This is a genomic window from Flavobacterium sp. (assembly GCF_041911335.1).
GTDB lineage: Bacteria > Bacteroidota > Bacteroidia > Flavobacteriales > Flavobacteriaceae > Flavobacterium.
In genome coordinates this window covers 1-26,882 of sequence record NZ_JAYRPD010000059.1, presented here as the reverse complement: position 1 = coordinate 26,882, position 26,882 = coordinate 1, and the positions used below count along the sequence as shown (strand labels likewise).

The following is a 26,882-nucleotide window of genomic DNA, read 5'->3' as shown; positions in this document are numbered from 1 at the left end:
GACAAACCGTGCATTCAAAATAGTAATTTTTTTAAACTATTTTAAAAAACCATTTGCTCTAATTTCTTTGTGAATGGCTACAATGTTCTGTGGAATTTCAGCCTCTAATAACCAATTTACATCTAATCCATTATAAATAGCATGTTTCATTAAGTGTTCGTAACTTAAAAACAAATTACCTAAAGTTTCTAAATCTTCTTTAAATTCAATTAAATAATCTTCGTCAATAGCTTTTATGAGAAGTAAAATTTTAAATGCCCTAGCCACAATGTAAGTATAAAACTTAATACAATTATTAGGTTTTGCAGCCAAAATATACATTCTGTTTATAGTTAAAACTTCTATCAACATTTGAAGATTTAAGGAAATTTCTCCCAACTTATCTTTGGTAATTCTAACATGTTCATTAATATCACCACTAATGTATCGTATATCCATTAAAAGATAACCTACACTATAAAACCTTTCGTTTGCATGTTTTATTTTTTTGGAAATAATTTTAGCCAATTTTTCTCTTTTTTGCTCAACCGTTTCGGTATCCACTAATTCAAAATACAAACGGTTGGCTAAGTCTAAATCTTTTCTTAAAAGTCTAAGTATTAATTTATCTTTTTCTACATCAGATAAATTGTGAATGGCGGTTTTAAATTCTTTATCAAACATTAAATTTCAATTTTATTTATTTCCTTCATTATTCTATCCGTTTCTGTTAAAGCAACGATGATTTTTTGATAATGCAAAATATCTTCAAAACCTAATTCACGTTCTTTACGGTCTTTAAGCCATTTTTGAGCAGGCTGGTAACCACCAATGTAAAAGTTCCAAGCGACTTCGGGAACGTTGGCGAAATATTGTGTTTCGTTAATATATACGTTGCCGTTTTTGTAAGTTGGTTTCGTTACAATGTTGTCACCATCTTCAGGATATTGCGTAATGTATTTTTCTACTGTTGAACTTTCCAATAAATGAATTTGTCTTAGTTCTCCACCTAGTTGAACCAATTGCCAAAAGATGTTAGAATCCTTTGGATAAGGCACTCTAGGAAAATCTATTTTTAAAAATTCTTTATACGTTTCTCGATAGGTTGGTGAATGCAGCACCGCATAGATATAATCCAATAAATCTATTGGAGCAAACGTGGTTCTATACTCAGAACGAACGTCTTTATCATTTGCCAAACAAACATTGCCGTCTTCTTTCTCTGGTGTAAATGCTAACCCCAACCCTTTTGCTATCTCATTCACAATTTCCATGTTGAGATTGGGTGTGCGAACTACTTCGTTTAATAGGCTTTGTTGTTTTGTTGTATGATTATATAAATATAGTGGAAAAAAATTATCAATACTTACACTATCGGATCTTATGTAACCAGTTCCAATTATTTTTTTTGAAAGAAAATAATAAGAGGTAGAATTAGAAAACGGTTGGCGATTTACTGTTACAAAACCTAAATTATCACCTTCTAAAAAGTGTTGCATTACTTTTCTAACTGTTCTCCAAACAAGTTTATCTTCATAAAATATGAATCTATCATCAAAAGGTCTATAAGAAATAGGTTTTAAATATTTAGTTAAATCTTTCTCATTTTTAATGTTATCATATCCTTGTAAAATATCCCAACCTGATTTTTTATTAACATTAAATTCTTTGTGAAGATATTCTGCATCTCTTGGTGAATTTTGAAAGTTTTGATAAAATTTTAAGAGTTCATCTTTTTTCTCTTTGATTACAAATTCATCATGTGCAGTTGTTAAACCTACACCATTAACTAAAAATAAATCACTTACTGAAAACCCTTTGTCATAGGACTCTTTTATTTCAAAATTCTTTGGCACAAAAAACAATTCAGGTTCTTGTGGTTGTAATAGCTTCCAGTTAATTGTTTTTGTACTATGTTCGTTTAAAAAATTATACTTTAAATCTCTTTTTCCAAACAAATCAAAATGAAAAACTTCGGCTAAATCATTTTCTTTTTTCTTTCCTGTTTTTACCAATAAATTAATCGAAACCCCTTGCATTATGTCGAATACATTTTGGTCAATAGAGCCATCGGGAGCGGTTTCTTTTTTCTTGCTGTTTCCGTGTAAATCTATGGTGTAAATTTTATCATAAGTTTTCAATAAATTCCAACGCATACCGCGAAAAGTCGGGTTGTCTAAAAAACCATGTGGGTTAATAAAAGCTAATATTCCACTTCCGTTTTTATCTATAAAGTGTTGCCCAAAACGCATGAATTTTACATAATCGTCATTTATCCATTTTGGATTTCGTTCTTTTAATTTCTCTTTGCCTCCTGGTTCTTTTTTGTAGTCTTCCATTAGGTTCATAATCCATTCTCCTTTATTGGCGCTTTCGCCACTGTACGGAGGGTTTCCAATTACCACCATTACGGGTGCATCTCTTTTTATGGCATTCGCTTGGTCGGCTTCGTCACTTAACCAACTACTAAATAGGGTTTGGGTATCGGGGTGCGCTTCTTCTAAACTATTAGTCAAAAATATTTTAAAACGTTGGTCGTCTGTGGGTTTGTAACCTGTTTCGGTTAATAACATATCCATTTTCAAGTGCGCCATAGCATAACTCGCCATAAGCAACTCAAAGCCGTTTAAACGAGGTATTAAGTCATTGGTTACATACTTGCTCCAAATGCCTTGTTGTCCTTCAAATTTCTTATGTATGTGTTTAACTACTTCTGCAAGAAAAGTTCCTGTTCCTGTAGCGGGATCAAGAATTTGTACTTTATGAACTTCTGTTTCCGTTTCAACCTCTTTTATTTTGGAATTGGCACCTGTTCCCGTTTGGGTGACCGTCTTTTTCTTAATTTTTGTTTTGCTGGTATCGGCTAAACCTTGTGGTAAATTGAACTCGGTTTTTAAAATATCATCAACCGCACGAACAATAAAATTTACAACGGGTTGCGGTGTGTACCATACGCCACGAGCTTTTCTTAATGCGGGATTGTATTCCCCTAAAAACGTTTCGTAAAAGTGCACCACAGGGTCTTCCTGTTTAGTGCTTTTACCAAAGTTTTTCATAATTTGAGCCACGTCTGAAGCTAGGAAAATATTAACCAACTCGTCAACTATCCAAGTTAAACGGGTGTCCAAATCAAAACCCGCAATGTCTTGAAATAATTTTCTAAGAAATGGATTTGATTTTGGGATAAGCTCAGCCGCTTCCATTCTTGAAAAAGTAGGTAAAGTTGGGTCGTGATAACGAGCTGCAAACATACCATAAGCAATAGTTTGAGCGTATATGTCAGAAAATGCTTTGTTGTCGATGTCGTGTATCAACATTTGTTGAAACGAAAGCATTTGTGATTTTAGTTGTGAGCGTTTGCCTTCTTGGTCGTCATAGTTTAATGATTTTTCAATAATATCAGCCATTAAACGCGCCTTTCCCGCCATCATTTGCGCCAATTTAGTTGGTGACTTGATAGTTTGCGAAATGGTTTCGGCAAAGTTTTTTATGAGTTGGTTAAATTGTTCAAAGTTTTCAGGAATGGGAACAATTTCAACCGATTTACCATCCTGAGCTTGTCGAAGGGTAGCAATCGCAATTTTGGTTGTTAGTTCTCCATCTTTGTAAAAATGGAAATCCATATAATCAGTAAAAATCAAATTCGATAATCCCGATTTGTAGCGGTCAAATTGTTCTTTTAAAGTTTTGCTTCCTAAGTCTACTCCAATATCTTTCGCTTCAATGTAACCAACAGGAACGTCTTTACGGGTTAACACATAATCAGGCGCACCACAATCTACTCGAGCAGGTTCGTTGGTTACTAATACATCAGGCAAAATGGCCATGATGAGGTTTTGAAGGTCACCACGATACGAATGTTCACGTGCGTTTCCTGTTTTGTAAAGCGTGTTTATTTTATCGATGTATTGTGTAAGTGTCATTAGGTAAGTAATTAATTTCTGACTTTTTCAAACTTATGAAAAAAAAAGCACCTACACAAGCTATACCACTACCTGAACTTAAAACCAGGTAAAACTTAGGTCGATGCTTCAGCACTTAAAGTAAACAATGGGATTGAGATAAAAATGTGGAAATCCGTATTAAGAATTTTAAATAGAAAAACGTTAGAAAACATTTTTTTAGAACAAACAAATTGTAAGGCTTTTGTAAAAAAAATAATTAAAATACAACAATAAAAAAGTTGCATTTTTCAATGTTAAATTTTAAAAAGGAGCATCGGCAGAATTAAAAATAATACTATATTTACACTATAATTTCGTTAGAGTAGCTGGAACTACTCGAGGTCTTATTACAAAATTACGCTCAAAAATAGGGGTTCTAGCCAGTTTTTTTGAGCTTTTTTTATGCTTTTTAGTGACTAAAAATTCGATAAACGGTTAAAAAAATCGTTGGAAAAATGTAAAGAATGGTAATTATAAAGTAAAAAAACGCTACATTTTTTTTAAAATAGACACGAAAACTATTTTTTTCAGTTGGTCAGCATGAAAAAAGTAAAACATCAGGACGAAAGAAAAGGTTCGTCAGGACAAAGCAAAAGTTTCATCAGGACGAAATTGTTACAATTATAACAAAAAAAAGACCCCGAGCACTGGAATACTCGAGGTCTTACTACAAAATTACGCTCAAAAAAGGGGTTCTAGCTCGCTTTTCTAAATGACAAGTCATTCAATAAAGAACGTAATCTTTTACCTGGACGGAATAAAATTCGTGTTTTGGTAATGGCTCCCGAAGTAACTTCTTCAGCCGTATCTTTACCTTCAGAGCTTACCCCAATTTGAAAATTACCTAAACGTCCTAATTTGACAATTCTGCCTTGCTCTAATTCGCTAATAATGTTGCGCTCTAAAGACAACAATACGGCATAGCAATCCGATTCGGTTACCGTACATTGATACGAAATTTGCTCGGCTAATTTGTCTAAATCAACTTCACCATCTGCAATAGCAGCGGCATAAAATTTTTCAGGCGCTGTCATGTCCTGAGGGTTTTTTCTAGGAAGAACTTTATACTTTACACTCATATTTTTTAGTGTTAAAAGTGAATAAATTATTTTTTGTCATAGTACACTAGCTTCGGATTTCGTGCCTAACCGACGTTTACAAAGTTTATAAATTTGTAGGAAAAAAGAAAGTCAAACTTATTCACAATTGGAGTAAGTTTTAAACAAAGCTATTGATTGTCAGTAAATCAATATAATTTTTTAACCTATTGAATTTCAAACAATTATATTTATACAAATTACATATCATATCGCTCAGACCATCTGAAAAATAAGGAGCTCACAAAATTTATGTTGCTTGGAAATTAGTAATTTTTTCAATTCATCAAAGCTTTGTTTTCTTTTGCAATATTGTATAATGATAATTTAAAGGGCAAGAGCAAGGGCAAGGGCAAGTTCAAAGGTAAGAATAAAGGCAAGAACAAGTTCAAGGGCAAAAATCAATAGCGATGCTTAGCAGCATGACAAACTGGGCGGTTAGAAAACTCAAACAAGTAAAACGCTCTGTGTAGCTCTCTCAACGCAATACAAGTAAAAGAAACTCCGTGAAGCTCGGTGTAAAATCTTAACCACAATGCGCACTAAGAAAGCACAAAGAACACAAAGCTTTACGAAGTAAAAGCCAACCCATCACCCATCATCAATCACTTATACAAGAGATGCTTTACAGCATGACAAACGGTGCGGTTAGAAAACTCAAATAAGTGAAACGCTCGGTGTAGCTCTCTCAACGCAATCCAAATAAAAAGAAACTCGGTGTAGCTCGGTGTAAAATCACAACCGTAACATCATTTAAAATCTGTTAATCTGCGGTAAAATCACAACTGTAACACCCCTAAAGTCCCCTCAAGGGGACAATTCTTTCTATGAAATTTTAGAGCTATTTTTTCATTAGCCTTCGACTCCGCTCAGGGTGACAATCGAGTCAATGAATTTCTAAAGATTTCTGGGCATTTAAATTTTAAAAATTATTTCAATTTCATCAATGTGTATTACAAAGCAAAAACAAGGGCAAGTTCAAGGGCAAAAATCAAATTCAACTTTCAACATTCGTTATTCATCATTCAAAACACACGTAACACCCCTAAAGTCCCCTCAAGGGGACAATTCTTCCTAAGAAATTTTACTTTAACTCTTTTAAATCAAACAAGTAAAACGCTCTGTGTAGCTCTCTCAACGCTATCCACTTCAAAAGAAACTCGGTGAAGCTCGGTGTAAAATAACAACCGTAACACCATTTAAAATCTGTTAATCTGCGGTAAAATCACAACTGTAACACCCCTAAAGTCCCCTCAAGGGGACAATTCTTTCTAAGAAATTTTAGTGCTATACTTTTTCATTAGCCTTCGACTCCGCTCAGGATGACAATCGTGTCAATGAATTTCTAAAGATTTCAAGGATTTAAATTTTAAAGATGACTTCAATTTCTTCAATCTGTGTTCCAAAAACCTGAAAAACAAAATCAACTATTTCAAATACTTTTCTCCTATCACCTTGCGTATCGAAACAAAACCAATTTTCTCCAAATCAATTTCCGAACGTTTTACCCAAATTAAATCCTGAATTTCATCTTCAGCAGCTACATTAATTACATCTGAAGGCAAGGCGCATTCATAAAAAATATCCATCGTTCTGTAAGGCACGTTTTTGTACAAATAATTATTTGGTGAAGTCGTAACATACTTTAAATCGGAAGCCTGCAAATTTAATCCCAACTCCTCTCTAATCTCTCTACAAGCCGCTTCTTCCGCCGTTTCATTTGGGTCGATAAAGCCACCAGGCAAATCCCATTTCCCTTTATCAGGATCCACATTTCGAACCGTAAACAACACTTTGTCCTCAAACGTAAAAACAAGCGCTACGGCAGCTGCAATGTTGTGATAATACGTAAAACCGCAATCTTCACATAAAAACCGACGATTATCAGGAAAAGTAAAATGCGTTGAAGCACAACTCGGACAAAATTTAAAAAAACTCATTTTTAATTGATTAGTGATTAGTGATTAGTGATTAGTGATTAGTGATTAGTGATTAGTGATTAGTGATTAGTGCAAATTTACTTTTTACTTTTTACTTTTTACTTTTTACTTTTTACTTTTTACTTTTTACTTTTTACTTAATAACTATATTTGCCTCATGAACCACTTAGTCATCATCGGAGCCGTATGGCCAGAACCCAATTCAACCGCAGCAGGAAGCAGAATGTTGCAACTCATTGCCTTGTTTCAAAAGCAAGACTATGAAATCACGTTTTTGTGTTCGGCAATGCCATCGGATTTCTCGTTTGATTTAAGTACAATTTCAGTTAAAACGCAAACCATTCAACTGAATGATAGTAGTTTTGATAATTTGATAAAAGAATTAAATCCAAATGTTGTTCTTTTTGATCGTTTCATGATAGAAGAACAATATGGATGGCGAGTGATGGAACAATGTCCGAATGTATTACGAATTTTAGACACCGAAGATTTACATTTTTTAAGAAAAGCTCGAGAAGTAGCCTTCAAACAAAATCGAGAATTGGTCTTTGAAGATTACATTTCCGATGTTTTCAAACGCGAAATGGCTTCGATGTACAGATGTGATTTGACGTTATTGATTTCCGAATACGAAATGCAATTAGCCACTGAAACGTTTAAAATTGATGCTTCACTTTTGTATTATTTGCCTTTTTTATCGGAAGAAATAAATATCAATATTCCAAAGTTTGAAGAGCGAAACCATTTTGTCAGTATAGGTAACTTTTTACATGAACCTAATTGGCAAACCGTTTTAGTCTTAAAAAAACAGTGGAAATTCATCAAAAAACAACTTCCCGAAGCCGAACTTCATGTTTATGGTGCATATGTTTCGGAAAAAGCCAAGCAATTACACAATGAAAAAGAAGGTTTCTTAATTAAAGGAAGAGCCGAAAGTGTTGCAAAAGTGTATGCAAAAGCAAAAGTGTTGTTAGCGCCAATTCCGTACGGAGCTGGTTTGAAAGGAAAATTATTTGAAGCCATGCAACAAGGATTACCTTCAATAACCACAGAAATGGGTGCCGAAGCAATGAATGGAAATTTAGATTGGAATGGATTCATCACTTCAGATGAAGCTGATTTTATTGAAAAAGTAGTCAAATTATATAATGACAAATCGCTTTGGGAAACCACTCAAAAAAAGGGTTATGAAATCATTGAAAAACGTTTCAAAAAGGAATTATTCGAAAGTGATTTCATGAATCAAGTAGCAAATCTTCAAGAAAATTTGAAAACACACAGAACTCAAAACTTCTTCGGACAAATCTTGCAACATCAAAGTCTACAGAGCACGAAATATATGAGTAAATGGATTGAAGCTAAGAATAGTTGACAGTCGCAGTTTACAGTCGCAGAATATCTGAACACTGAGACTGAGACTGCCTACTTTTATCCATGAATCGTCTCCGATTTCCCGTAACTCGCAATCACTTTTGCTTCAAATTCTAGCCATTCTTCCCAACGCTTTTTAACATCGTACCCTTCTTCCGCTAATTCGTGAGCAAATTGCAAAAATGAAGTGTAGTGATTGGCTTCCGAAATCATTAATTCTCTATAAAAAACAGCTAATTCTTCGTCTTTGATATTATCTGATAACACTTTGAATCGCTCGCAACTTCTAGCTTCAATCATGGCAGCAAACAACATGCGTTCCACAATTAAATGCTTGCGATTTCCAGGCTTCATAAACTTGAATAAGTCGTTTACATAACTGTCTTTTCGTTCTCGCCCTAATACCCAACCACGCGCTTTGATAATCTCATGCACTTGCTCGAAATGATCCATTTCTTCTTTAGCAATCTTCGTCAACTCAGTTGTGATTTCCGTAAACTCAGGCAACATATTGATTAACATAATGGCGTTAGAAGACGCTTTCAATTCGCACCAAGCATGATCGGTTAGAATTTCTTCTAAGTTTCCTTCGGCGATGTTAGCCCATCTTGGGTCGGTTGGTAATTTTAAACGAAACATATTTTCAAGTAAAAAGTGAAAAGTAAAAAGTGAAAAGTGGCTTTTGACAACTTTAAAACTATTACTCAAACCAAATTAATAGTGCAAAATTATTGTATTTATACTGAAATTCCTAAATTAGAAACATCCCAGTGCTTTTGAACATTATACTGAATATGTCCCTTCTCAATTTCCAACGGACAATCGAAATTATTCGTATACAAACCACCCGTTCCTAAACCTTGCGGCATGGGATTATTGAGTGTGAAAGTAAATTGCGTAATCGCATTTAATCCGATGTTGCTTTCTAATGCAGAAGTAATCCACCAACCAATATTTAAACTTTCAGCTATGGAAATCCATTCTAAAGTTCCTTTGAAACCACCGACTAAACTTGGTTTTAAAATGATGTATTGGGGCTGAATTTCTTCTAATAATTTTCGTTTTTTCTCAATTCCAAAAACACCAATTAATTCTTCGTCTAACGCGATTGGAAAAGGCGTTTGCTTACAAAGCAATTTCATCTCTTGGAGTTGATTCGCTTTGATTGGTTGTTCAATACTATGCAATTCAAATTCAGATAATTGATTCAATTTACTTAAAGCTTCATTTGAATCAAAAGCACCGTTAGCATCTACACGAATTTCAATGGTGTTAGCATCAAAATTTTGACGAATAAATCGCAACAAACCTAATTCTTTTTCGAAATCAATCGCGCCAATTTTCAGTTTAATACACGAAAATCCTTGGGCTAATTTTTCTTCGATTTGGGTTTTCATAAACTGCTCCTCGCCCATCCAAACCAAACCGTTGATTAACATATTCTTTTTGCCTGCAGTAAATTCAGAAGGAAATAAATCGAAAGGTGTTTTAGATTGCAACGACAAAAACGCCATCTCTACGCCAAACTGAATCGAAGGAAACTCGATTAGTTCTTCACATAACTTATCTTTTCCCAAATGAATGTTCTGGCAAACCCATTGTAGTTTTTCTTCATAATCGGGTCTATCATCAATAGAAAGGGTTCGTAAAATACCACACTCACCTATCCCGATTTTACCCTTTTCTTCCAAGATTAAAAACCAAGTTTCTTTCTCCGTCATTACCCCACGAGAAGTCCCGCTTGGGCGTTTGAAATTCAGGATGTATTTTTTGTAGGTTGCTTTCATATTCAAGTACAAGCGCAAATTCAAGTTCAAATTTCAAAGTTTTAAAGTTGATTTTTGTACTTGAAATTGACATTGAAAAATTATTCTATAATTCTTAAAATCTTCTTGAAATTATCTGTTGGTAGCCCGACTTTTTTCATGTTATCAAAATCTTGTTTTGTAGCTTTTACCCAACTCGTATCTACACTGATATTTTGATCTTTATATTTCTTATGAATGTCTTTAGCTTCAGAAACTCTATCAGTAACTAAATAAACATGAGCCAAATGCAATTGAAACCTGATTTCGTTTTTGTTCATTGCAATAGCTTTCAAAATATATTCTTCTGCTTTCTGATATTGTTTTGTTCGCAAATACAAAGTTCCTAATAAATCATATTCATTTTCCTTACCTAATTTTCTTTCGATAATTAAATGTTCTAATTGTTTAATTGCTTCTTCAGGCTTTGTTAAAGAAAGTCTTCTTATATGAAAATTATAATCTTTTAAAAAATCATTTATTCTACCCGATTTCAATAAACTTTCATCAGAAATAGCCTCAATCATTTTCGATTTTTCGACTGGTAATAATTGCTTGAACTCGCTGTATTTATATTTAGTTGTTACCAAATCGATAAAAGTGGCTAAAAAAGTAGCTTTATTAGTCAAAATTTTTGCAACTTCTGATTTTTCGGCAATATCTAAAACCTCTTTTTTGGCTTCCTTTGTCCAACCTCTACTCGCTTTATAATCAACCCAAGGCACAACTTCTAAAACGATTTTTTGATTCATGACCCAGTTCTGACTTTCAAATCCGAACCATAAATTCGGTAAATTAGTCAAACATAATGAAGACGACGTAATCAACTTGGCGTCTTTGTTTACCTTTTCTTTTTGTTCCCAGCACGCTCTATCGGTTTTGCCTTCTTTAATAAACAAATTAGCTGCATTCGCCTCTTGAAACAAAGCAAACGTACATTTATCATCACCCGAAATTGCAGACGTTAAATGAATCGCCCCAGCCGTTCCTTGGCTAATTCCTGTTGGATCGGGAATTGCTTTTAACACCGAAACCAAACTCGAAGTCAGCTTTTGATTTTCATCTAAAACCGTAATTCTATATACAAATTCAGTGGTTCCAACAGGCAAATCTTCTGTTTTAATTAAAGCGCGTTTTCCGGCAGAAAGTGTTATTTCTTTTGTAGTGGCGCGTTCTTTATCCCAAAAACCATCTTTTTGAGCATAAATTGAGCTTGAAAATAATACGGCGGATACGAAGTAAACTATTTTATTCATTATGATTTTTTAATTTAAACACGAATTACACAAATTTTCACCAATTAGAAAAGTAAAAAACTATGTATCTATGTGTTTAATACATTCAATTTTTATACCAAATTTACAATTCGATACTTGCTCCAATTTCTAATAACATCAAGTCTTTTCCTTTGTCGAAAAATTTGCGTTTGGCTTCTTCATGATTGATTTCGATGTAACCAAAGGTGTCAAAATGATAACCTAATACTTTATCACATTGTACAAAATCAGAAGCAATAATAGCATCTTCAACGTCCATAGTGAAGTTATCGCCAATAGGTAAAATCGCTAAATCTAATTTAGTTCGCATTGGAATTAGTTTCATATCCATAGTCAAAGCGGTGTCACCTGCGATGTAGATGTTTTTGTGTTCGCCCTCGATTACAAATCCACCAGGTTGTCCTCCGTAGCTTCCATCAGGAAAAGAAGAAGTGTGTAACGCAATTACATATTTAACTGTTCCAAACTCAAAATCCCAACTTCCGCCGTGATTCATAGGATGGTAATTAAACCCTTTGTTTCCGTAATGTGAAGCAATTTCATAGTTAGAAACAATTACTGCGTCTGTTCGTTTTGCGATTGATTCCACATCTAAAATATGGTCTTGATGTGCGTGAGTTAGTAATATAAAATCGGCTTTCAAGGTATTAATATCAATATGAGAAGCCTTTGGATTTCCTGAAATGAAGGGGTCCACTAAAATGTGAACATCATTAACTTCAATTCCGATACAAGCGTGTCCGTAAAATGTGATTTTCATAGTTTATTTTTTAGTGAAAAGTGATTAGTAAAAAGTGATTAGTTTAAAAACACTAAAGTTAACCAAAATAATAGACTTAATGCAAAAGTACTTAAGGCTACTTTTTTAAGTTCTGGGTCGAAGTCTTCGTATTTATTTGATTTTTTTATCGTTTTTAAATGGACTGCAAGTATAAAAAAAACAAGTATCATGGCATAAAAACTCAATTTTATGACTAATGAAAATAGTATCATCAAAACAAAAGGAGTTAATATTAAAAATTCATGATACTTTTTCGCATTCTCCAATCCCATTTTAACAACCAATGTATTCTTTCCAGCAATTTTATCATTTTCAATATCGCGCATATTGTTTAAATTCAGCACCGCTACACTCAATAATCCGATGGATATTGCAGGTAAGAATAACTTCCAATCAATGAAATGGGTAAACAAAAAGTTAGAACCTACAACCGAAACCAATCCGAAGAAAATAAATACAAACAAATCACCAAAACCGCTATAACCATAAGCGCTTTTTCCAACCGTATATTTAATAGCTGCTCCGATGGAACCGATTCCTAATAAGATGAATATCAAACTTAAGGCAAAATTCTCTTTTCCAAAAGCTATGTAAATCAATAACAGCGCAATAATGAAAGTCAATACTGCCGTGATGATAACTGCTTTTTTCATTTGCTCGGCTGTGATGACTCCAGATGCTACTAGGCGTTTCTCTCCGATTCGATTTGCATCCGTTCCTTTCACACCATCTCCGTAATCGTTGGCGTAATTGGACAATACTTGTAATCCTAACGTAGTTAATAACGCCAAAACCACAATTCTCCAATCGGAAAATCCTTGATAATAGGCATAAGCGCTTCCCACAATAATTCCAGAAACGGAAAGTGGTAAGGTTCGTAATCGTGCGGCTTGAATCCAGGGTTTTATGCTCATTTTTACTTTGTAAATTGTATAATTAATATAGAGACTTGAATAGCTAATGATAAAAATAAAATTTTTGAATTTTTGAACTTTCTTGAAGAAACTAACACAAAAGTCAGAATTGGTAATACAAAAATTAATAAAATCATAGGTAACCAAAGTACTTCAGCAATTATTCCTATAAATTTATTCTCATAAACATTGATATGATTTATAAACAACCAAAAAATCATAACTACTACACTAACAAAGAAAATAGCAATATCTGTAATTAGCCTTTTATCTTCTTCCATAAATTTATTTAATGTTTTTACATCCAATTCTTTTCCCAAGTTTCCACTTCATACAACCAATAATTCACCAATTGTTTGATTTCAAAATAATTTCCAGTGGTAAAACTTACTGTTCCACCTGCTGTAGATAAAGTTACTGAACCAATATTTGTTGCTTTTTGCCAAAAGAATTGTTGGGTTTCTATAGCTTGAATTTTATAAGGTTCTATAATTGTCGTATCGATATCCCAAGCACCATTTTGTTTGATGATGAAATTATTTGAAACAAAAAGTTTATAATTTTTAAACGAAAACCAAAGCATTACACCAGCGAAAATAGAAAAAATAGCCGTATAAATGAACCATTCTGTCCAGGTTACAAATTCTGTTTTGTGATTTAGTAATAAGGTAATGGCTATTGGAACTAATAAAAAGAAAAAAGTATTCACCGCTAATTTTCTCCAATTCGGCAAAAACATCGTTCCTTTTTGTGGTAATTGACCTAATAACAATTTTAGAATAGCATCGCGTTCGTTTTCAGTACAACCTGGAACTTCGATTTGGTCTTTTTCTTTTACTTTTTCTACATCACTTGAAGCTTGATGAATACCAATAGTAGTAACGTCCAACTTCTTTTGAAAGTAGTTTTGTGTAATTTTAATTTTTTGAACTTTATTCGGATTCAACAACGTGTTTTTTGTGGAAAGTAATCCGTATGACAGAATAATCGCTTGTTTGCTTTTCTGAATGGTGAAATCGAAATATTTGAGAATCGTTCGAACTAAATTCACTAATAAAATCAAGGTAATAAAGAAACCTATTACAATAAAAATAGAAGTATAAATAGGTAAAGTATCCAAATAATTGGTTACTTGATCTTCATCAATTACTTCCGCATTCAACTGTTGTAAATTTTCAACAATAGTGGTGAAAAACAGAAAAATCAGAGCAAAACTTTTGATATAATTCGAAGTAAATCCGATTTTTATTAAACTTGGTAATCCAATTTTTATAAAGGATGTTGGCGTTATCTCTTCAACATTTTTTTCAGCGTTCTCAGTCAGTTCTGATTGCGAATGATTGATTAATCGTTCTTTCAGAATAGTTGCCAACTCATGAGAAATGGCACTAATAGAAGCTTCTTTTTTATCGCTTCCAGCAGTATCAATTTCCAATTTATGAACCCCAACCAAACGTTGAATTAAACTTTGATTGATGTTAACTTGCTGAATTTTATGCAGCTGAATAGTAATTCTCGTTTTGTTTAAAACTCCTTTTTGAATAACAAATTCGCCATTTTCTTCATCAATATGAAACGTGAAAAATAAATATTGTAAGTATGAAATGATACCTATCAAAACGACTACTCCTGCAACACTACCAAAGAAAACAAGTTTGTTTAGCGTGTCAAATTTTACCAACCAAATCAACAACATCGGCCACAAAGCACGAACCGTCTTCTGCAAGGAATTGGCAAACATAACCAAAATCCCCGGAAGCGATTGTCGTTGCGGTTGAGAAAAATCGACAGATTTATTCATGTTCTTCAGTTAATGGAGTTTCTGTTGGTGCTACTTCAATTGGTTCGTCTTTTTTAGGCGGATTAATTTTTTGGGAAACCAAATTCTTAATAATCTGCGAATCTGCTAAAAGTAACCCTGGAATTTCTAAATCCGAACTACTGCCACCAGCGGTGAATAATTCAACAGAAGCCAAACCTAATTTTCTAGAGATAAATCCCTGATGCAAAGCCACATGTTGCACTCTATTAAAAGGAATAATTGTAGTAGTTTCTGAAATCAAACCCGATTTGTAAATAGCATCGTGTTCTCTAAAAGCATATCCTTTTTTCTGAAAACTAAATTTAGTAAACACTACTAATCCAACTAAAAACAGCACAATTCCAACAACAATTGCTATCCAAATCGCTTTAGAAAAAGCATCTTGATTGAAATAAAATAAAGTCGAAAATCCAACAATTACTAAAATTAAAAGCAAGGAAAAATTAAAAAGTAAGACTGTGATATACTTCGGATTTAAACCTTGCAATTGCACTTCTTCAAACTTTGGAAGTTGGGCGATATCGATAGGATTATTGGTGAATTCGTTCATATTTTAAAATTTAAAACCAAGACCTAAATAAATAAAATGCGTATTAGCAGTTCCATCAATATCATTTGAATTTACAGCGAAATATTTGTAGCTCCCCTCTATAAAAAGCAAATCAGAAAGATGATATTTCATCCCTGGATTAATTGTAAAACCATTAAAACTTAATTTTTTTTCTCGTGTCATAAATGCAGGATCAGAAGGATCAAAAATTACATTTTCATATTCAAAATCATTTGAAAAGAAAGCATAACCCAATCCAAAAAATGGTCTTAATTTTCCTTTAAAGGCATTTATTTCTATACTTGCATTTGGATTCCAAATTAGGATATCGTTCTGTAAAAACAAATCTCTAGTTTGCAAATAATCAATATTCAAACCTCCAAAAACCGAAATCATATCGTCTTGATAAACCGCGTAATTAGCTGAAATTCCAACAACACCATTAAAGCCGTCACTGATAATGTTTTCATTACGAAGATTGCCAACATAATGAACCCCTACTTGAAACTTAGTCTCTTTATTAACGTCTGTATTTTCTTGAGCCATTGATAAATTGCTCAACAATACTAATAACCCGAATGCAATTTTTTTCATGAGTCTTTATTCTTTTCTCTTTGTTCTATTCTCTAAATTAAGGCAAATATTTCTTCTCGAAATTTGGTTTACGTTTTTCTAAAAACGCATCTCTTCCTTCTTTTGCTTCATCTGTCATATACGCTAAACGAGTGGCTTCACCAGCAAAAACTTGTTGGCCTACCATTCCATCATCTGTTAAATTCATTGCGAATTTTAGCATTTTGATTGATGTTGGTGATTTTGCTAAGATTTCTTGTGCCCACTCATAAGCTGTATCTTCTAACTCAGCGTGAGGAATAACCGCATTTACCATTCCCATTTCAAAAGCTTCTTGAGCTGAGTAATTTCTACCTAAGAAGAAAATTTCTCTTGCTTTCTTTTGTCCCACCATTTTAGCTAAGTAAGCCGAACCGTAGCCTCCATCGAAACTCGTTACGTCAGCATCAGTCTGTTTGAAAATCGCGTGTTCTTTACTCGCTAAAGTCAAATCACAAACTACGTGAAGCGAATGTCCACCACCAACAGCCCATCCTGGAACGACACAAATTACCGCTTTTGGCATAAAACGAATCATACGTTGTACTTCCAAAATGTTTAATCTGTGGTAACCGTCTTCGCCAACATAACCTTGGTGTCCACGTGCTTTTTGGTCGCCACCACTACAAAAACTCCAAATCCCATCTTTAGAACTTGGTCCTTCTGCCGAAAGCAACACTACTCCAATAGAAGTATCTTCTTGTGCATCGTAAAAGGCTTCGATTAATTCTTTTGTAGTTTTCGGACGAAATGCATTTCTTACATCTGGTCGGTTGAAAGCAATTCTCGCAACGCCATTGCATTTTTTATAAGTAATATCTTCAAATTCTCTAACGGTTTTCCAATTAATTGTGCTCATATTTATTAATTTATTTTATTTTTCAAGTTCAAGGGCAAACTCAAGTTCAATTTCAAAATTATTAAGTTAAAATACTATTTCATTTTATTCAACATCATTCTTGATGTAATAGCAATTAATTCTTCCACTTCTGCTAAGAGCCAATTTCTATCTTTTTCATTTCCTTCTTTAATATAATTTAAGACTCTGAGTGAATTTCTTGATTCTTTTAATTCTTTGACAACTAAAGATAATTTAAAAACGTAATCTTTATCGGTAATTGTTCCTTGAGATTCACCATAGTTTAAAGAAGCACTTCCTGAAGAACGAATTAATTGGTTTTTGTAATATTCTAATTCATATGCCTTAGCTAATTTTCTAACAAAGAAAATCGATTCTCCAGCAAATCTTACTAATCTCTCATCTAAATTAAATATTCTTTCCGTTGGTTCATTTAATTCCATTATTTTTTTAATTTAACTATTTAAGATTAAACTTGATTTTTGAATTTGAACTTGAACTTGTCCTTGATCTTGATTTTTGTATTTGTTTTGGTAAAAATAATTCATTTTTTGCATTATATTGCAAGTTCAAAACAATAAGATTTATGAAAAAACTATATATCGGATTGCTATTTGCATCTGGACTATTTTCAGCTTCGGCTCAAAACTATGAATTTCAGAAAGTTAATGATGTAGAATGTTTACCGGTTATCTCTCAAGATATCACGGGAACGTGTTGGAGTTTCTCTACTTCTTCGTTTTTAGAATCGGAAATTATTCGTTTAACGGGTAAGAAAATCGACCTTTCTGAAATGTATCAAGCGAGAACTACGTATCCGTTAAAAGCAGAAAATTATGTTTTACGTCAAGGAAATGCCAGTTTTAGTGAAGGTGCCTTGGCGCATGATGTAATCAACAGCGTAGCAAAATACGGATTGGTTCCAAATAGCATTTATGATGGATTAAGTGATGATGCCAACAAACATAATCATACTGAAATGGTTGCGGTTTTAGAAGCGATGTTGAAAACGTATGTTGAGAATCCTGCTAAAAAATTATCTCCGAATTGGAAACAAGCGATTAGTGCGGTTTTAGATATTTATTTAGGAAGTATTCCAACTAAATTTGAATATGAAGGCAAAAATTATACGCCAAAATCATTTGCTGAATTCGCTAAAATCAAACCAGAAAATTATGTGACATTGACTTCATTTACTCACGAAGCGAATTACAAACCTTTCATTTTGAATATTCCAGACAATTTTTCAAACGGAAGCATGTATAATTTGCCTTTAGATGAATTTATCACTGTTATTGACAATGCTTTAGCAAACGGATATTCGCTTTCATTAGATTGTGATGTTTCGGAACCTACCTTTTCAGGAAAATATGGTGTTGCTTTTATTCCAGAAAAAGAAGAAGATAATAAAACGGGATTAGGTGAAATTGTTGTCGAAAAGAAAATCACACCTGAATTCCGCCAACAAGAATTTGAAAATCTTACGACAACTGACGATCATTTGATGCATATTGTTGGAACTGTGAAAGATCAGAAAGGAAATGTCTATTACAAAGTAAAAAACTCTTGGGGAAGCGATGAAAAGAAAGTTGCGAATGGTGGTTATGTATATATGAGTGTGGCATACATGAAATTAAAAGCGATTTCGGTTATGGTGCATAAAGATGGAATTTCTAAAGAAACTAAGAAGAAATTAGGGTTGTAGTATGATTTTCAAATCGGCAGTAAGTAAATTGAATCAATATATTTATGTTGGAGTGATATTATTTTTATTACTCTTAACTATTCCTGCCCTTTTTGAAGATTCATACGAGCCTTTTGTTGTCTTATTTTCTATAAATTTTTTAGTGATTTTATTTTTAATTTGGACCTACAAAACCACTTTTTACAAGATTGAGAATACGGATTTACATTGGAAATCGGGTCCGTTTAATGGTAAAATTGATATAACTAAAATCAATAGAATTGAATATCACAAAGGAATTTATGTACCAACTATTTGGAAACCAGCGTTGAGTCATATTGGTTTAATCATTACCTATAACAAATATGACGATATTTACATTTCACCTGAAAAACAACAAGAATTTATTACTACATTGCAACGCCTAAATCCAAATATTACGTTTAAGAATACGCCTTATGTTGAATAAAATAGTAATTGTAAGTTTAAGTTTACTACTTTTTAATTGCCAAAATAAACCCGACGAAAACAAAGAATCTACCTTAAAAGATAAAGAAGGTAACGTGTCTGAATTTGCCGTTAATTTTACGCCTCTAACCACCATTTACAAAAAAAGAATGGGAAATGAAGTGGAGGCCTTTTACGATAAAAAATTTAATGCAAAAGATTTCAGTGGTTCATTTTTGGTTGCTAAAAATGGTGAAATCTTATATGAAAATTACAGTGGCTATGCCTACAAAGAAAAAGGCGATTCCATAAAACAAGATACTCCTTTACATATTGCATCTGTTAGTAAAGTGATTACAGCGGTTACCGTTTTGAAATTGGTTGACCAAAAGAAACTTAAATTAGACGATCCTGTAAAATCCATATTACCTGAATTTCCGCATGAAGAAACTACGGTTAGAATGTTATTAAATCATAGAAGTGGTTTGAGAAATTATGCTTATTTCACTGATGATAAAGGTGTTTGGGATAAGAAAAAAACCCTAACCAATCAAGATGTTTTAACGTTATTAGCTACTAAAGATATTGGATTAGAATCAAAACCTGGAACACGTTTTGGTTATTGCAATACGAATTATGCTTTATTGGCTTTAATCATTGAAAAAGTGACGAATAAAACGTATCCAAAAGTACTTCAAGAAATGATTTTTGATCCTTTAGATATGAAAAACACGTTCGTTTTTGATGATTTAAACAAGAAAGACGAAGTGAGTCAATCTTACAAAAACAATTATTTACGTTTGGCTTTTGAGTTTTTAGACCAGGTTTATGGTGATAAAAATATTTATTCTACTCCGCGTGATTTACTGAAATTTGATTTGGCTCTATATTCTGATAAATTCCTTAGTGCTAAAATGAAGGAAGAAATGTACAAAGGCTACAGCTACGAAAGAAAAGGCACAAAAAATTATGGCTTAGGGATTCGAATGTTAGAATTTGAAACGGGTCAACAATACTTCTTTCACAACGGTTGGTGGCATGGAAATACTTCATCAATGGTCACGCTTCACAAAGATTCGGTAACAATTATTGCCTTATCTAACAAGTTTACACGTAAAACCTATCAAACAAAACGCTTAGCACCAAAATTTGGCGATTATCCGTTTAAATTTAATGCAGAAGAAGGCGAATAATTATCCAATTTTCACTGAAGTCATCGTTAACGAACCTCCAACCGCTTTATCATTAAAGAATTCCACTTTATCATTATCGGTTTGTAAAGCTAGAATGTATAATAATGGATAATAATGATCTGGTGTTGGTATAGCTAAAGTAGCCGCTTTATGAAGTTTTTCATATTGAATTAACTCTTTATGAAAACCGTTTGAGATTTTATTTTTAAAAATATCATTCATTTCTAAAGCCCAATCAAATCCATATTCTGGCTCGTTGAGTTTGTCCCAAGCCACCATTCGTAAATTGTGAACCATATTCCCACTTCCAATAATTAAAATGCCTTTTTTGCGAAGAGAAAGCAATTGTTTCGCCAATTCATAATGATAAGCAGCAGGTTTGTAATAATCAATACTCAATTGTAAAACGGGAATATCGGCATTAGGATACATGTGTTTTACTACCGACCAAGTTCCGTGATCCAATCCCCAATCGTGGTCTAATTCCACTGCAGGATTGGTAATTAATTTTTGAATTTCAGTTGCCAATTCTGGACTTCCAGGTGCTGGATATTGCACATCAAATAACGCTTGTGGAAAACCTCCAAAATCGTGAATCGTTTTCGGATTTGGCATTGCAGTTACCATTGTACCTTTTGTTAACCAATGCGCCGAAACGACTACAACTGCTTTTGGTGTTGGGATTTCCTTCCCCATTTGTTGCCAACGTTTTGAAAATATATTATCTTCAATAGCATTCATAGGTGAACCATGTCCGATGAATAAAACGGGCATCTTCTCCTCTTCTTCTCCTAATCCTTTTGTCCAATCATAGAACGGTTGTATACTTGCCATAGCGATTCCTCCTGAAAGTAATGTTATGAAATTCTTGCGATTCATAAATTAATATTTGTATATACAAATGTAGTGATTTATTTTATACTAAATACTAATTACATGTTAAAAACGTTATTCCATAAATTACTCGAAATGAAAATCCTAATTCTGTTACTCACTTTTAGCCTTACAAACTATTCCGTTACAAAAACAAATATTGAAAAAGAAAGAAGTCTATTGAAAACAGAATACCTTTCAAATAAAAATAAAGTCAATACACTAAATGAGGCAAGAATAAAACTAACCGAATGTTTATACAACGATATTTTCAATCATTGGTACACCACAAAATGGAGTTTTGAAGGCCATACGGAAACTCCCAAGCAAGGAACGGTAGCTTGTGGCTATTTTGTATCCACAACTTTAAGAGATGTAGGATTTAATTTAAACCGATACAAATTAGCACAAAAAAGCCCAGAAGATGAAGCTAAAAGTATCGCTTGCGGAACTTCAATTGAAAAACTTCAAAACATTACGAAACAAGAATTAAAAAAGTACTTTCTAAAACAAAAAGATGGTATTTACTTTATTGGCTTGGATTTTCATGTTGGGTACATTTATAAAAACAATCAAGAAGTGTATTTTATTCATTCCAATTACATTGAAAATAAAGGTGTAATGAAAGAAACCATTGAAAATTCAAAAGCTATTGTGAGTTCGAAATATTACATTACTTCGATAACTCACAATGATAACCTAATAAAGAAATGGTTACTAAAAGTAATTGTAACTACAAATTAAGCAATTCTATTTTAAAATTTCTCAAAATAAAAAAGATAGAAATTACATTTAATAACAATGCTAACCAATGATGTTTATTGTAATCATCAGTATTTATAGCAATTTCATATAAATTTAAAAGAGGTAAAATTACAACACCTATCCAAATAGGAATCCAAATGATTTCAGTTTCAAAACCAATAAAGTGAACGGTTTCAAAATTTTGAAAAATACCAACGAATGTCATTAATAAAACGACAATACTAAGAATAAGATATATTTTGTTTTTTGTTGACATACTAAACCAAATAAATTCCGTCTTCTTTGATTTCGATTAACTTTTGTTTGTATAAATTTCCAACGGCTTTTTTGAAATTCTTTTTACTCATTTTCAACACCGTTTTAATGTCTTCTGGATGTGAATTATCGGTTAAACGTAAGAAACCACGATTTGCCTTTAATTCGTCTAAAATTATTTGAGATGATGGTTCGATAGCCTCCACTCCTATTTTACGCAACATGACATCAATTTTACCATCAGGACGAATATTTTTGATGTAGCCTTTTGTTTTCATTCCAGGTTTTACATCATCATATACTTCATTTTTATACGCTAAACCTTTGTGCTTTTGATTGATAATACAATTGATTCCGCCTTCGGTAATGTGCGAAATTAAAATATCTACTTCTTCGTTACGTTGTAAGTCTAAATTTTCATTACTCAAAAACTGATTGGTTTTACTCGAAGCTACTAAACGATTTGTTTTTTCATCTAAAAACATATAAACCAAATAACGTTTACCTTCTTCCATTGGACGCGCTTGTTCTTTAAACGGAACAAACAAATCTTTCTCTAATCCCCAATCTAAAAAAGCTCCGAATTTGTTGATGTAATTTACTTTTAAATGCGCAAATTCATTCAGTTTGATATAAGGTTTCAAAGTAGTTGCAACAGGACGTTCTTCGTGATCTAAATACACAAAAACCGTTAAATCATCTCCAATAGTAAATTCTTTTGGTACATATTTATTTGGCAATAAAACATCATCTTCTTGTGTGTCTTCGCTTCCTAAAAACAAACCAACTTTTGTATCTCTAAGAATTTTTAACGTATTGAACTGTCCTATATGTAACATAAATAAAAATAAATAAAGCGCAAAGGTAAGCATTTTAAAAATTAGAATTTAGAATTTAAAATCACGAAATTCAGAAAATAAAAAGCCACAAATCAATTACTGACTTGTGGTTTTGTGCTATATTTCTAAAACTTAGATTCCGATTTCTAATTGAAAGCGAACATACCAATTTTGTTTGTTTGTACCATCGAAATAATTCAAATCACTCAATGTAACTTCTCCTTGTAATTTGAAAGCATGCTCCCATAAATATTTTGTAACACCTAACGAATATTGCTTAGAATCTGGCGTTAATGCTTTAATATCATCATGCATTTTTTGAGTTGAGAAACGACCAATGATTTCATAGTTTGTTGGGAAAACATAGCTCAATTGGTAATCCATTCCGCTTCCAACAGGAACATAATTAAATTCCGTAATATCATCTGGATTAAAAGCAATTGGATCTTTAGCTGAACGCGACATATAACTCGACATAAAAGCCCATCCGTTGTATTTGAACATAGCATCTAATAAAACAGATTTCATAGTTTTTTGTTCAAATAAATCATTTCCTAGTTGTCCTTGAGTTCTTCTAGCTAAATTATTTTGATGAAAAGCACCTGATACCAATAATCTTGGTTTTTCCTCACGTGCTACATCTCCCTCAAAATTGGTCCCGTCTTTTTTGAACGATCCAAAAGGCATTAACTCTAATTTTCCAGTCAATGCCACTCCGTCATCAGCAGATTTTGTCCAGTTTCTACCTTCTCCAGTGGTCACAGCTGTTTTTACATTGTATGAAAATTTATCTGTATTCTCATTTAAATAATAAGCTTGAAAACCAAAATCACGATCAATTGTAAAACGTGCATTATTGATACTTCTGTCGGTTAACTGTAAAGCTCCTGATGAATTAACACGTTGACGGTTTCCTGGTAATTTGGTTTGACCAAAAAGAAAACTCCAATGTTTATTAGGACGATAAAAAACTGCCGCATCACGAATGATATTGATGTTTTCACCTTCTTGAACTTCACCTACATCTCCTGGTGCAAAAGACAATTGAATTACATAAAGAAAATGAGGATTTCCTACATATCCATCAAATCGCAAACGCAAACGTCTAATTTCTCCTGAATAAGCAGGATCTTCATCTTCGTTTTGAATATAAGTTACACGATTTTGCATTCTAAAACGAATATTTAATTGGAATAAACTATCAGGTGATGTTATTCCTAAACCTTTTCCATAATTATAATAAGGTAAAGCTGCCAACTTTAAATCGTTGTCTTTTAATGGGGCTTTTACTTCTTGTGCCATTGAAAATATGCCAGTTAAAAGAAGTAAAAAAATAATAATTTTTTTCATTTGTTATGTTGTTGTATATTTTTTGCAAACTTAATATCATTTCAATGTTAAGTATGTTAACTTAATATTACCTTTGCAAAAAATTAATGTTATGTCAAATATATACATCGGATATCATTTTACGATTGAACCTTTAGAGTTAGGAAGCGAAATTTTAATTGCTGAATTAGGTGAAAAAGCTTTTGAAAGCTTTATAGAAACTGAAACTGGAATTTCGGCCTTTGTTCAAAAAGAGTTGTGGGATACAAATATATTAGAAGATATTCAAATTTTAAGTAATCCAGAATTTAAAATCTCCTATACATTTGAAGAAATCGAGCAAGTGAATTGGAACGAAGAATGGGAAAAAAACTTCGAACCAATTGATGTAGATGGAAAATGTCATGTAAGAGCTCCTTTCCACGAAAAAACCAATGCTGAATTTGACATCGTGATTGAACCGAAAATGAGTTTTGGAACAGGACATCACGAAACCACTCACATGATGATTCAACATTTATTGGAAACCAATTTAGTAGGAAAGAAAACCTTAGATATGGGTTGCGGAACTGCTATTTTAGCCATTTTAGCCGAAATGAAAGGTGCACAACCTATTGATGCTATTGATATTGACAATTGGTGTTATCTAAACTCTATAGAAAATGCGGAGCGTAATAATTGCAAACATATCTCGGTTTATGAAGGGGATGCTTCCTTGTTAAAAGGGAAAAAATACGATGTAATTATTGCCAACATCAACCGTAACATTTTATTAAACGATATGCAACAATATGTTGATTGTTTAAACGAAAATGGAATCTTATTTTTAAGTGGATTCTATACAGAAGATATTCCAGTTATTTCAGAAAGTTGTACGACAAAAGGATTAACTTATGTAAAACAATTTGAACGTAACAATTGGGTAGCATTGAAATTTGTAAAGTAATCTTTTTACAAATTTAACCTTCTTATAATCAAAACCTTAATAAAAATTATGTAAATTTGATAGGAATTTAATCACATTTCCTATCAAATTTATGTATTTAAAATCAATTCATATTTTAATTTTCTTTTTAGTTGTTAATTCGGCTGTTGCACAAGAGGATAGTGTTTCATTAAAAAAACCTTTCATAGATGCCACCGATTTGAGAATTGTCATTCGAGGCAAAAAGAAAATGAAAAATGAAACTGGTGTACCTGAGCAAGGCAAATTGATGGCCTTTGCGGCTCCATTAATAGGTTCAAATCCCACGCTAGGTTTTTTCTATGGCTTAGGAGGAACGGGCGCTATGTATTTAGGAAATCCTGAAACTACTAATGTTTCAAGTGCCAATGCTTCTGTGATGTACACTACAAACAAACAATTGATTACTTCCATCAAAGGAACTATCATGACACCAAATAATGGGTGGGAAATGTTAGTTGATCTCCGTTATTCAGATTACGTAGAAAACACGTATGGATTAGGAAGTGACTACAGTCAGCCTATTAACGATAGTTGGACTATTGGCGGGATTGAAACCACTGGAAATACTGGTGGACAACCATTAGAATTTAAACAAGTAAAATTTTATTACACTGCACTAAAAGAGATTTCAAAAAAAATATATGTTGGATTAGGTTATAACTTAGATTGGCACTATGATATCAAAGACTTAAGTTTAGATTTAGAAGCAGAAAATCCAGTTTATACCAGTCACTATGCCTACAGCTTAAAATATGGTTTCGACCCAACAGAATCCTTCTCTTCTGCCTTAACAGCTAATTATTTATTAGATAGTAGAGATCATACCGTAAATGCTTACTCTGGAACTTATTTACACGCTTCCTATCGTTTGAATCCGAAGTTTTTAGGGAATGAAAACGATTACCAACAAATTTATTTAGAAGCTAGATATTTTAAACCTTTATCTATTTTACGAGCTAGACATATTTTAGGATTTTGGGGAATAGGTCAATTTAATCTCGATGGTCATGCGCCTTACATGCATCTTCCTTCGAGTGCAAACGATACACGAAATAGAATTGGTCGAGGTTATGTAGCAGGAAGATTTAGAGGAAATGCTTGGGTTACTGGTGAAGCAGAATGGCGTTTTCCATTAACTAAAAGCGGTCTTTTAGGTGGTGTCGTGTTTGGAAACGCCACAACCGTTTCTAGAGAAGAAATAACTATTGGAGAAGAAACAATTGAAAAATTAAATTTATTTGAAGCCGTAAGACCTGCTGGAGGTTTTGGTTTACGCGTATTACTAAATAGAACAGGAAGATTAAATCTTGGTTTAGACATGGCTTGGGGAGATAATGGCGCCAAAGGATTTTATTTTGTAGTGGGAGAAACTTTTTAATTTTTGTTAATTCATAATTATTTTATGATAAAAATCATATTTTATTTATATATTTGAAAAATATTTTTGATTATATCTTATTAAAACTAACATTAAAACAACTAAAAAATGAGAAAATTTATTTTATCCTTAGTATTTGCTTTAATTGCATTGCCATCATTTTCACAAACTGAAAAAGATGAAGTAGCTATCTTTCAAAAC

Annotated in this window: 26 protein-coding genes; 7 read left to right on the top strand and 19 right to left on the bottom strand. The window is 32.7% G+C overall.

From position 1 onward, the window contains the following. Positions 1-36: 36 nt before the first annotated feature. The 4 genes from ACE3PD_RS10045 to ACE3PD_RS10030 all read right to left on the bottom strand — a co-directional run bounded on the left by ACE3PD_RS10045 (position 37) and on the right by ACE3PD_RS10030 (position 6,960). The gene (locus tag ACE3PD_RS10045; RefSeq protein ID WP_374402061.1) at positions 37-663 is read right to left on the bottom strand and encodes a hypothetical protein; all 627 of its coding nucleotides are present in this window, start codon (positions 661-663) and stop codon (positions 37-39) included. Continuing rightward, positions 663-3,902 (bottom strand): type ISP restriction/modification enzyme, encoded by a 3,240-nt coding sequence (locus ACE3PD_RS10040; protein ID WP_374402059.1) that lies wholly within the window; start codon positions 3,900-3,902, stop codon positions 663-665. Before ACE3PD_RS10040 ends, ACE3PD_RS10045 begins: the two co-directional genes overlap by 1 nt. A 716-nt stretch (positions 3,903-4,618) precedes the next feature. Beyond that, a complete protein-coding gene (locus ACE3PD_RS10035; protein WP_374402056.1) occupies positions 4,619-5,002 on the bottom strand; it encodes an HU family DNA-binding protein in 384 nt (127 codons plus the stop codon). Positions 5,003-6,447: 1,445 nt separating this feature from the next. Then, complete coding sequence (locus ACE3PD_RS10030) at positions 6,448-6,960, bottom strand: NUDIX domain-containing protein (RefSeq protein WP_374402054.1); 513 nt, start codon at positions 6,958-6,960, stop codon at positions 6,448-6,450. A 157-nt stretch (positions 6,961-7,117) separates the two neighbouring features. On the opposite strand from ACE3PD_RS10030, the gene ACE3PD_RS10025 reads away from it, so the two are divergent. Continuing rightward, positions 7,118-8,332 carry a glycosyltransferase family 4 protein gene (locus ACE3PD_RS10025; protein WP_374402052.1) on the top strand — a complete coding sequence of 405 codons (1,215 nt, stop codon included), beginning with the start codon at positions 7,118-7,120 and terminating at the stop codon, positions 8,330-8,332. Between the two features lie 56 nt (positions 8,333-8,388). Here ACE3PD_RS10025 and ACE3PD_RS10020 read toward each other — a convergent pair whose 3' ends face one another. The 11 genes from ACE3PD_RS10020 to ACE3PD_RS09970 all read right to left on the bottom strand — a co-directional run bounded on the left by ACE3PD_RS10020 (position 8,389) and on the right by ACE3PD_RS09970 (position 17,394). Then, entirely contained in the window at positions 8,389-8,970 is a 582-nt protein-coding gene (locus ACE3PD_RS10020; RefSeq protein ID WP_374402050.1) for a tRNA-(ms[2]io[6]A)-hydroxylase, read from the bottom strand. Positions 8,971-9,068: 98 nt separating this feature from the next. Further along, positions 9,069-10,118, bottom strand: a complete 1,050-nt coding sequence (locus ACE3PD_RS10015) for an o-succinylbenzoate synthase (protein ID WP_374402047.1) — start codon at positions 10,116-10,118, stop codon at positions 9,069-9,071. A gap of 80 nt (positions 10,119-10,198) precedes the next feature. Beyond that, the gene (locus ACE3PD_RS10010; RefSeq protein ID WP_374402045.1) at positions 10,199-11,392 is read right to left on the bottom strand and encodes a tetratricopeptide repeat protein; all 1,194 of its coding nucleotides are present in this window, start codon (positions 11,390-11,392) and stop codon (positions 10,199-10,201) included. A gap of 103 nt (positions 11,393-11,495) precedes the next feature. Continuing rightward, on the bottom strand, positions 11,496-12,173 hold the full coding sequence (locus ACE3PD_RS10005; protein WP_374402043.1) for a metal-dependent hydrolase: 678 nt from the start codon (positions 12,171-12,173) through the stop codon (positions 11,496-11,498). A 38-nt stretch (positions 12,174-12,211) separates the two neighbouring features. Continuing rightward, the gene (gene menA, locus ACE3PD_RS10000; RefSeq protein ID WP_374402041.1) at positions 12,212-13,108 is read right to left on the bottom strand and encodes a 1,4-dihydroxy-2-naphthoate octaprenyltransferase; all 897 of its coding nucleotides are present in this window, start codon (positions 13,106-13,108) and stop codon (positions 12,212-12,214) included. A 2-nt stretch (positions 13,109-13,110) separates the two neighbouring features. Next, positions 13,111-13,389 carry a hypothetical protein gene (locus ACE3PD_RS09995; protein ID WP_374402039.1) on the bottom strand — a complete coding sequence of 93 codons (279 nt, stop codon included), beginning with the start codon at positions 13,387-13,389 and terminating at the stop codon, positions 13,111-13,113. 17 nt (positions 13,390-13,406) lie between these two features. Then, on the bottom strand, positions 13,407-14,909 hold the full coding sequence (locus ACE3PD_RS09990; protein WP_374402037.1) for a PH domain-containing protein: 1,503 nt from the start codon (positions 14,907-14,909) through the stop codon (positions 13,407-13,409). Beyond that, entirely contained in the window at positions 14,902-15,480 is a 579-nt protein-coding gene (locus ACE3PD_RS09985; protein WP_374402035.1) for a PH domain-containing protein, read from the bottom strand. The genes ACE3PD_RS09990 and ACE3PD_RS09985 overlap by 8 nt, the downstream gene beginning before the upstream one ends. 3 nt (positions 15,481-15,483) lie before the next feature. After that, a complete protein-coding gene (locus tag ACE3PD_RS09980; protein WP_374402033.1) occupies positions 15,484-16,074 on the bottom strand; it encodes an outer membrane beta-barrel protein in 591 nt (196 codons plus the stop codon). 37 nt (positions 16,075-16,111) lie between these two features. Next, positions 16,112-16,951, bottom strand: coding sequence for a 1,4-dihydroxy-2-naphthoyl-CoA synthase (locus ACE3PD_RS09975; protein ID WP_374402031.1), 840 nt, complete (start codon positions 16,949-16,951; stop codon positions 16,112-16,114). A 74-nt stretch (positions 16,952-17,025) separates the two neighbouring features. Further along, complete coding sequence (locus ACE3PD_RS09970) at positions 17,026-17,394, bottom strand: four helix bundle protein (RefSeq protein ID WP_231841661.1); 369 nt, start codon at positions 17,392-17,394, stop codon at positions 17,026-17,028. A gap of 143 nt (positions 17,395-17,537) precedes the next feature. Here ACE3PD_RS09970 and ACE3PD_RS09965 point away from each other — a divergent pair, with 143 nt between their 5' ends. The 3 genes from ACE3PD_RS09965 to ACE3PD_RS09955 are packed head-to-tail and all read left to right on the top strand — an operon-like array spanning position 17,538 to position 20,275. Then, entirely contained in the window at positions 17,538-18,656 is a 1,119-nt protein-coding gene (locus ACE3PD_RS09965) for a C1 family peptidase (RefSeq protein WP_374402028.1), read from the top strand. A 1-nt stretch (position 18,657) separates the two neighbouring features. Beyond that, positions 18,658-19,104, top strand: coding sequence for a PH domain-containing protein (locus ACE3PD_RS09960; RefSeq protein WP_374402026.1), 447 nt, complete (start codon positions 18,658-18,660; stop codon positions 19,102-19,104). Continuing rightward, the gene (locus ACE3PD_RS09955; RefSeq protein ID WP_374402024.1) at positions 19,094-20,275 is read left to right on the top strand and encodes a serine hydrolase domain-containing protein; all 1,182 of its coding nucleotides are present in this window, start codon (positions 19,094-19,096) and stop codon (positions 20,273-20,275) included. The genes ACE3PD_RS09960 and ACE3PD_RS09955 overlap by 11 nt, the downstream gene beginning before the upstream one ends. Here ACE3PD_RS09955 and ygiD read toward each other — a convergent pair whose 3' ends face one another. Continuing rightward, entirely contained in the window at positions 20,276-21,154 is an 879-nt protein-coding gene (ygiD, locus tag ACE3PD_RS09950) for a 4,5-DOPA dioxygenase extradiol (RefSeq protein ID WP_374402022.1), read from the bottom strand. 90 nt (positions 21,155-21,244) lie between these two features. Between ygiD and ACE3PD_RS09945 the strand changes: the two genes are divergently transcribed. Beyond that, positions 21,245-21,892 carry a hypothetical protein gene (locus ACE3PD_RS09945; RefSeq protein ID WP_374402020.1) on the top strand — a complete coding sequence of 216 codons (648 nt, stop codon included), beginning with the start codon at positions 21,245-21,247 and terminating at the stop codon, positions 21,890-21,892. On the opposite strand, the gene ACE3PD_RS09940 is transcribed toward ACE3PD_RS09945, so the two are convergent. From ACE3PD_RS09940 to ACE3PD_RS09930, 3 genes are all read right to left on the bottom strand, one after another. Beyond that, positions 21,882-22,169 (bottom strand): hypothetical protein, encoded by a 288-nt coding sequence (locus ACE3PD_RS09940; protein WP_374402017.1) that lies wholly within the window; start codon positions 22,167-22,169, stop codon positions 21,882-21,884. The two genes, ACE3PD_RS09945 and ACE3PD_RS09940, sit on opposite strands and share 11 nt — an antisense overlap. Position 22,170: 1 nt before the next feature. Beyond that, complete coding sequence (locus ACE3PD_RS09935) at positions 22,171-23,007, bottom strand: S1 RNA-binding domain-containing protein (RefSeq protein WP_374402015.1); 837 nt, start codon at positions 23,005-23,007, stop codon at positions 22,171-22,173. 132 nt (positions 23,008-23,139) lie between these two features. Beyond that, positions 23,140-24,357 (bottom strand): porin, encoded by a 1,218-nt coding sequence (locus ACE3PD_RS09930; RefSeq protein WP_374402013.1) that lies wholly within the window; start codon positions 24,355-24,357, stop codon positions 23,140-23,142. A 91-nt stretch (positions 24,358-24,448) separates the two neighbouring features. Here ACE3PD_RS09930 and prmA point away from each other — a divergent pair, with 91 nt between their 5' ends. Beyond that, positions 24,449-25,282 (top strand): 50S ribosomal protein L11 methyltransferase, encoded by an 834-nt coding sequence (gene prmA, locus ACE3PD_RS09925; protein ID WP_374402011.1) that lies wholly within the window; start codon positions 24,449-24,451, stop codon positions 25,280-25,282. Between the two features lie 91 nt (positions 25,283-25,373). Then, positions 25,374-26,681, top strand: coding sequence for a BamA/TamA family outer membrane protein (locus ACE3PD_RS09920; protein WP_374402009.1), 1,308 nt, complete (start codon positions 25,374-25,376; stop codon positions 26,679-26,681). Positions 26,682-26,882: the final 201 nt, after the last annotated feature.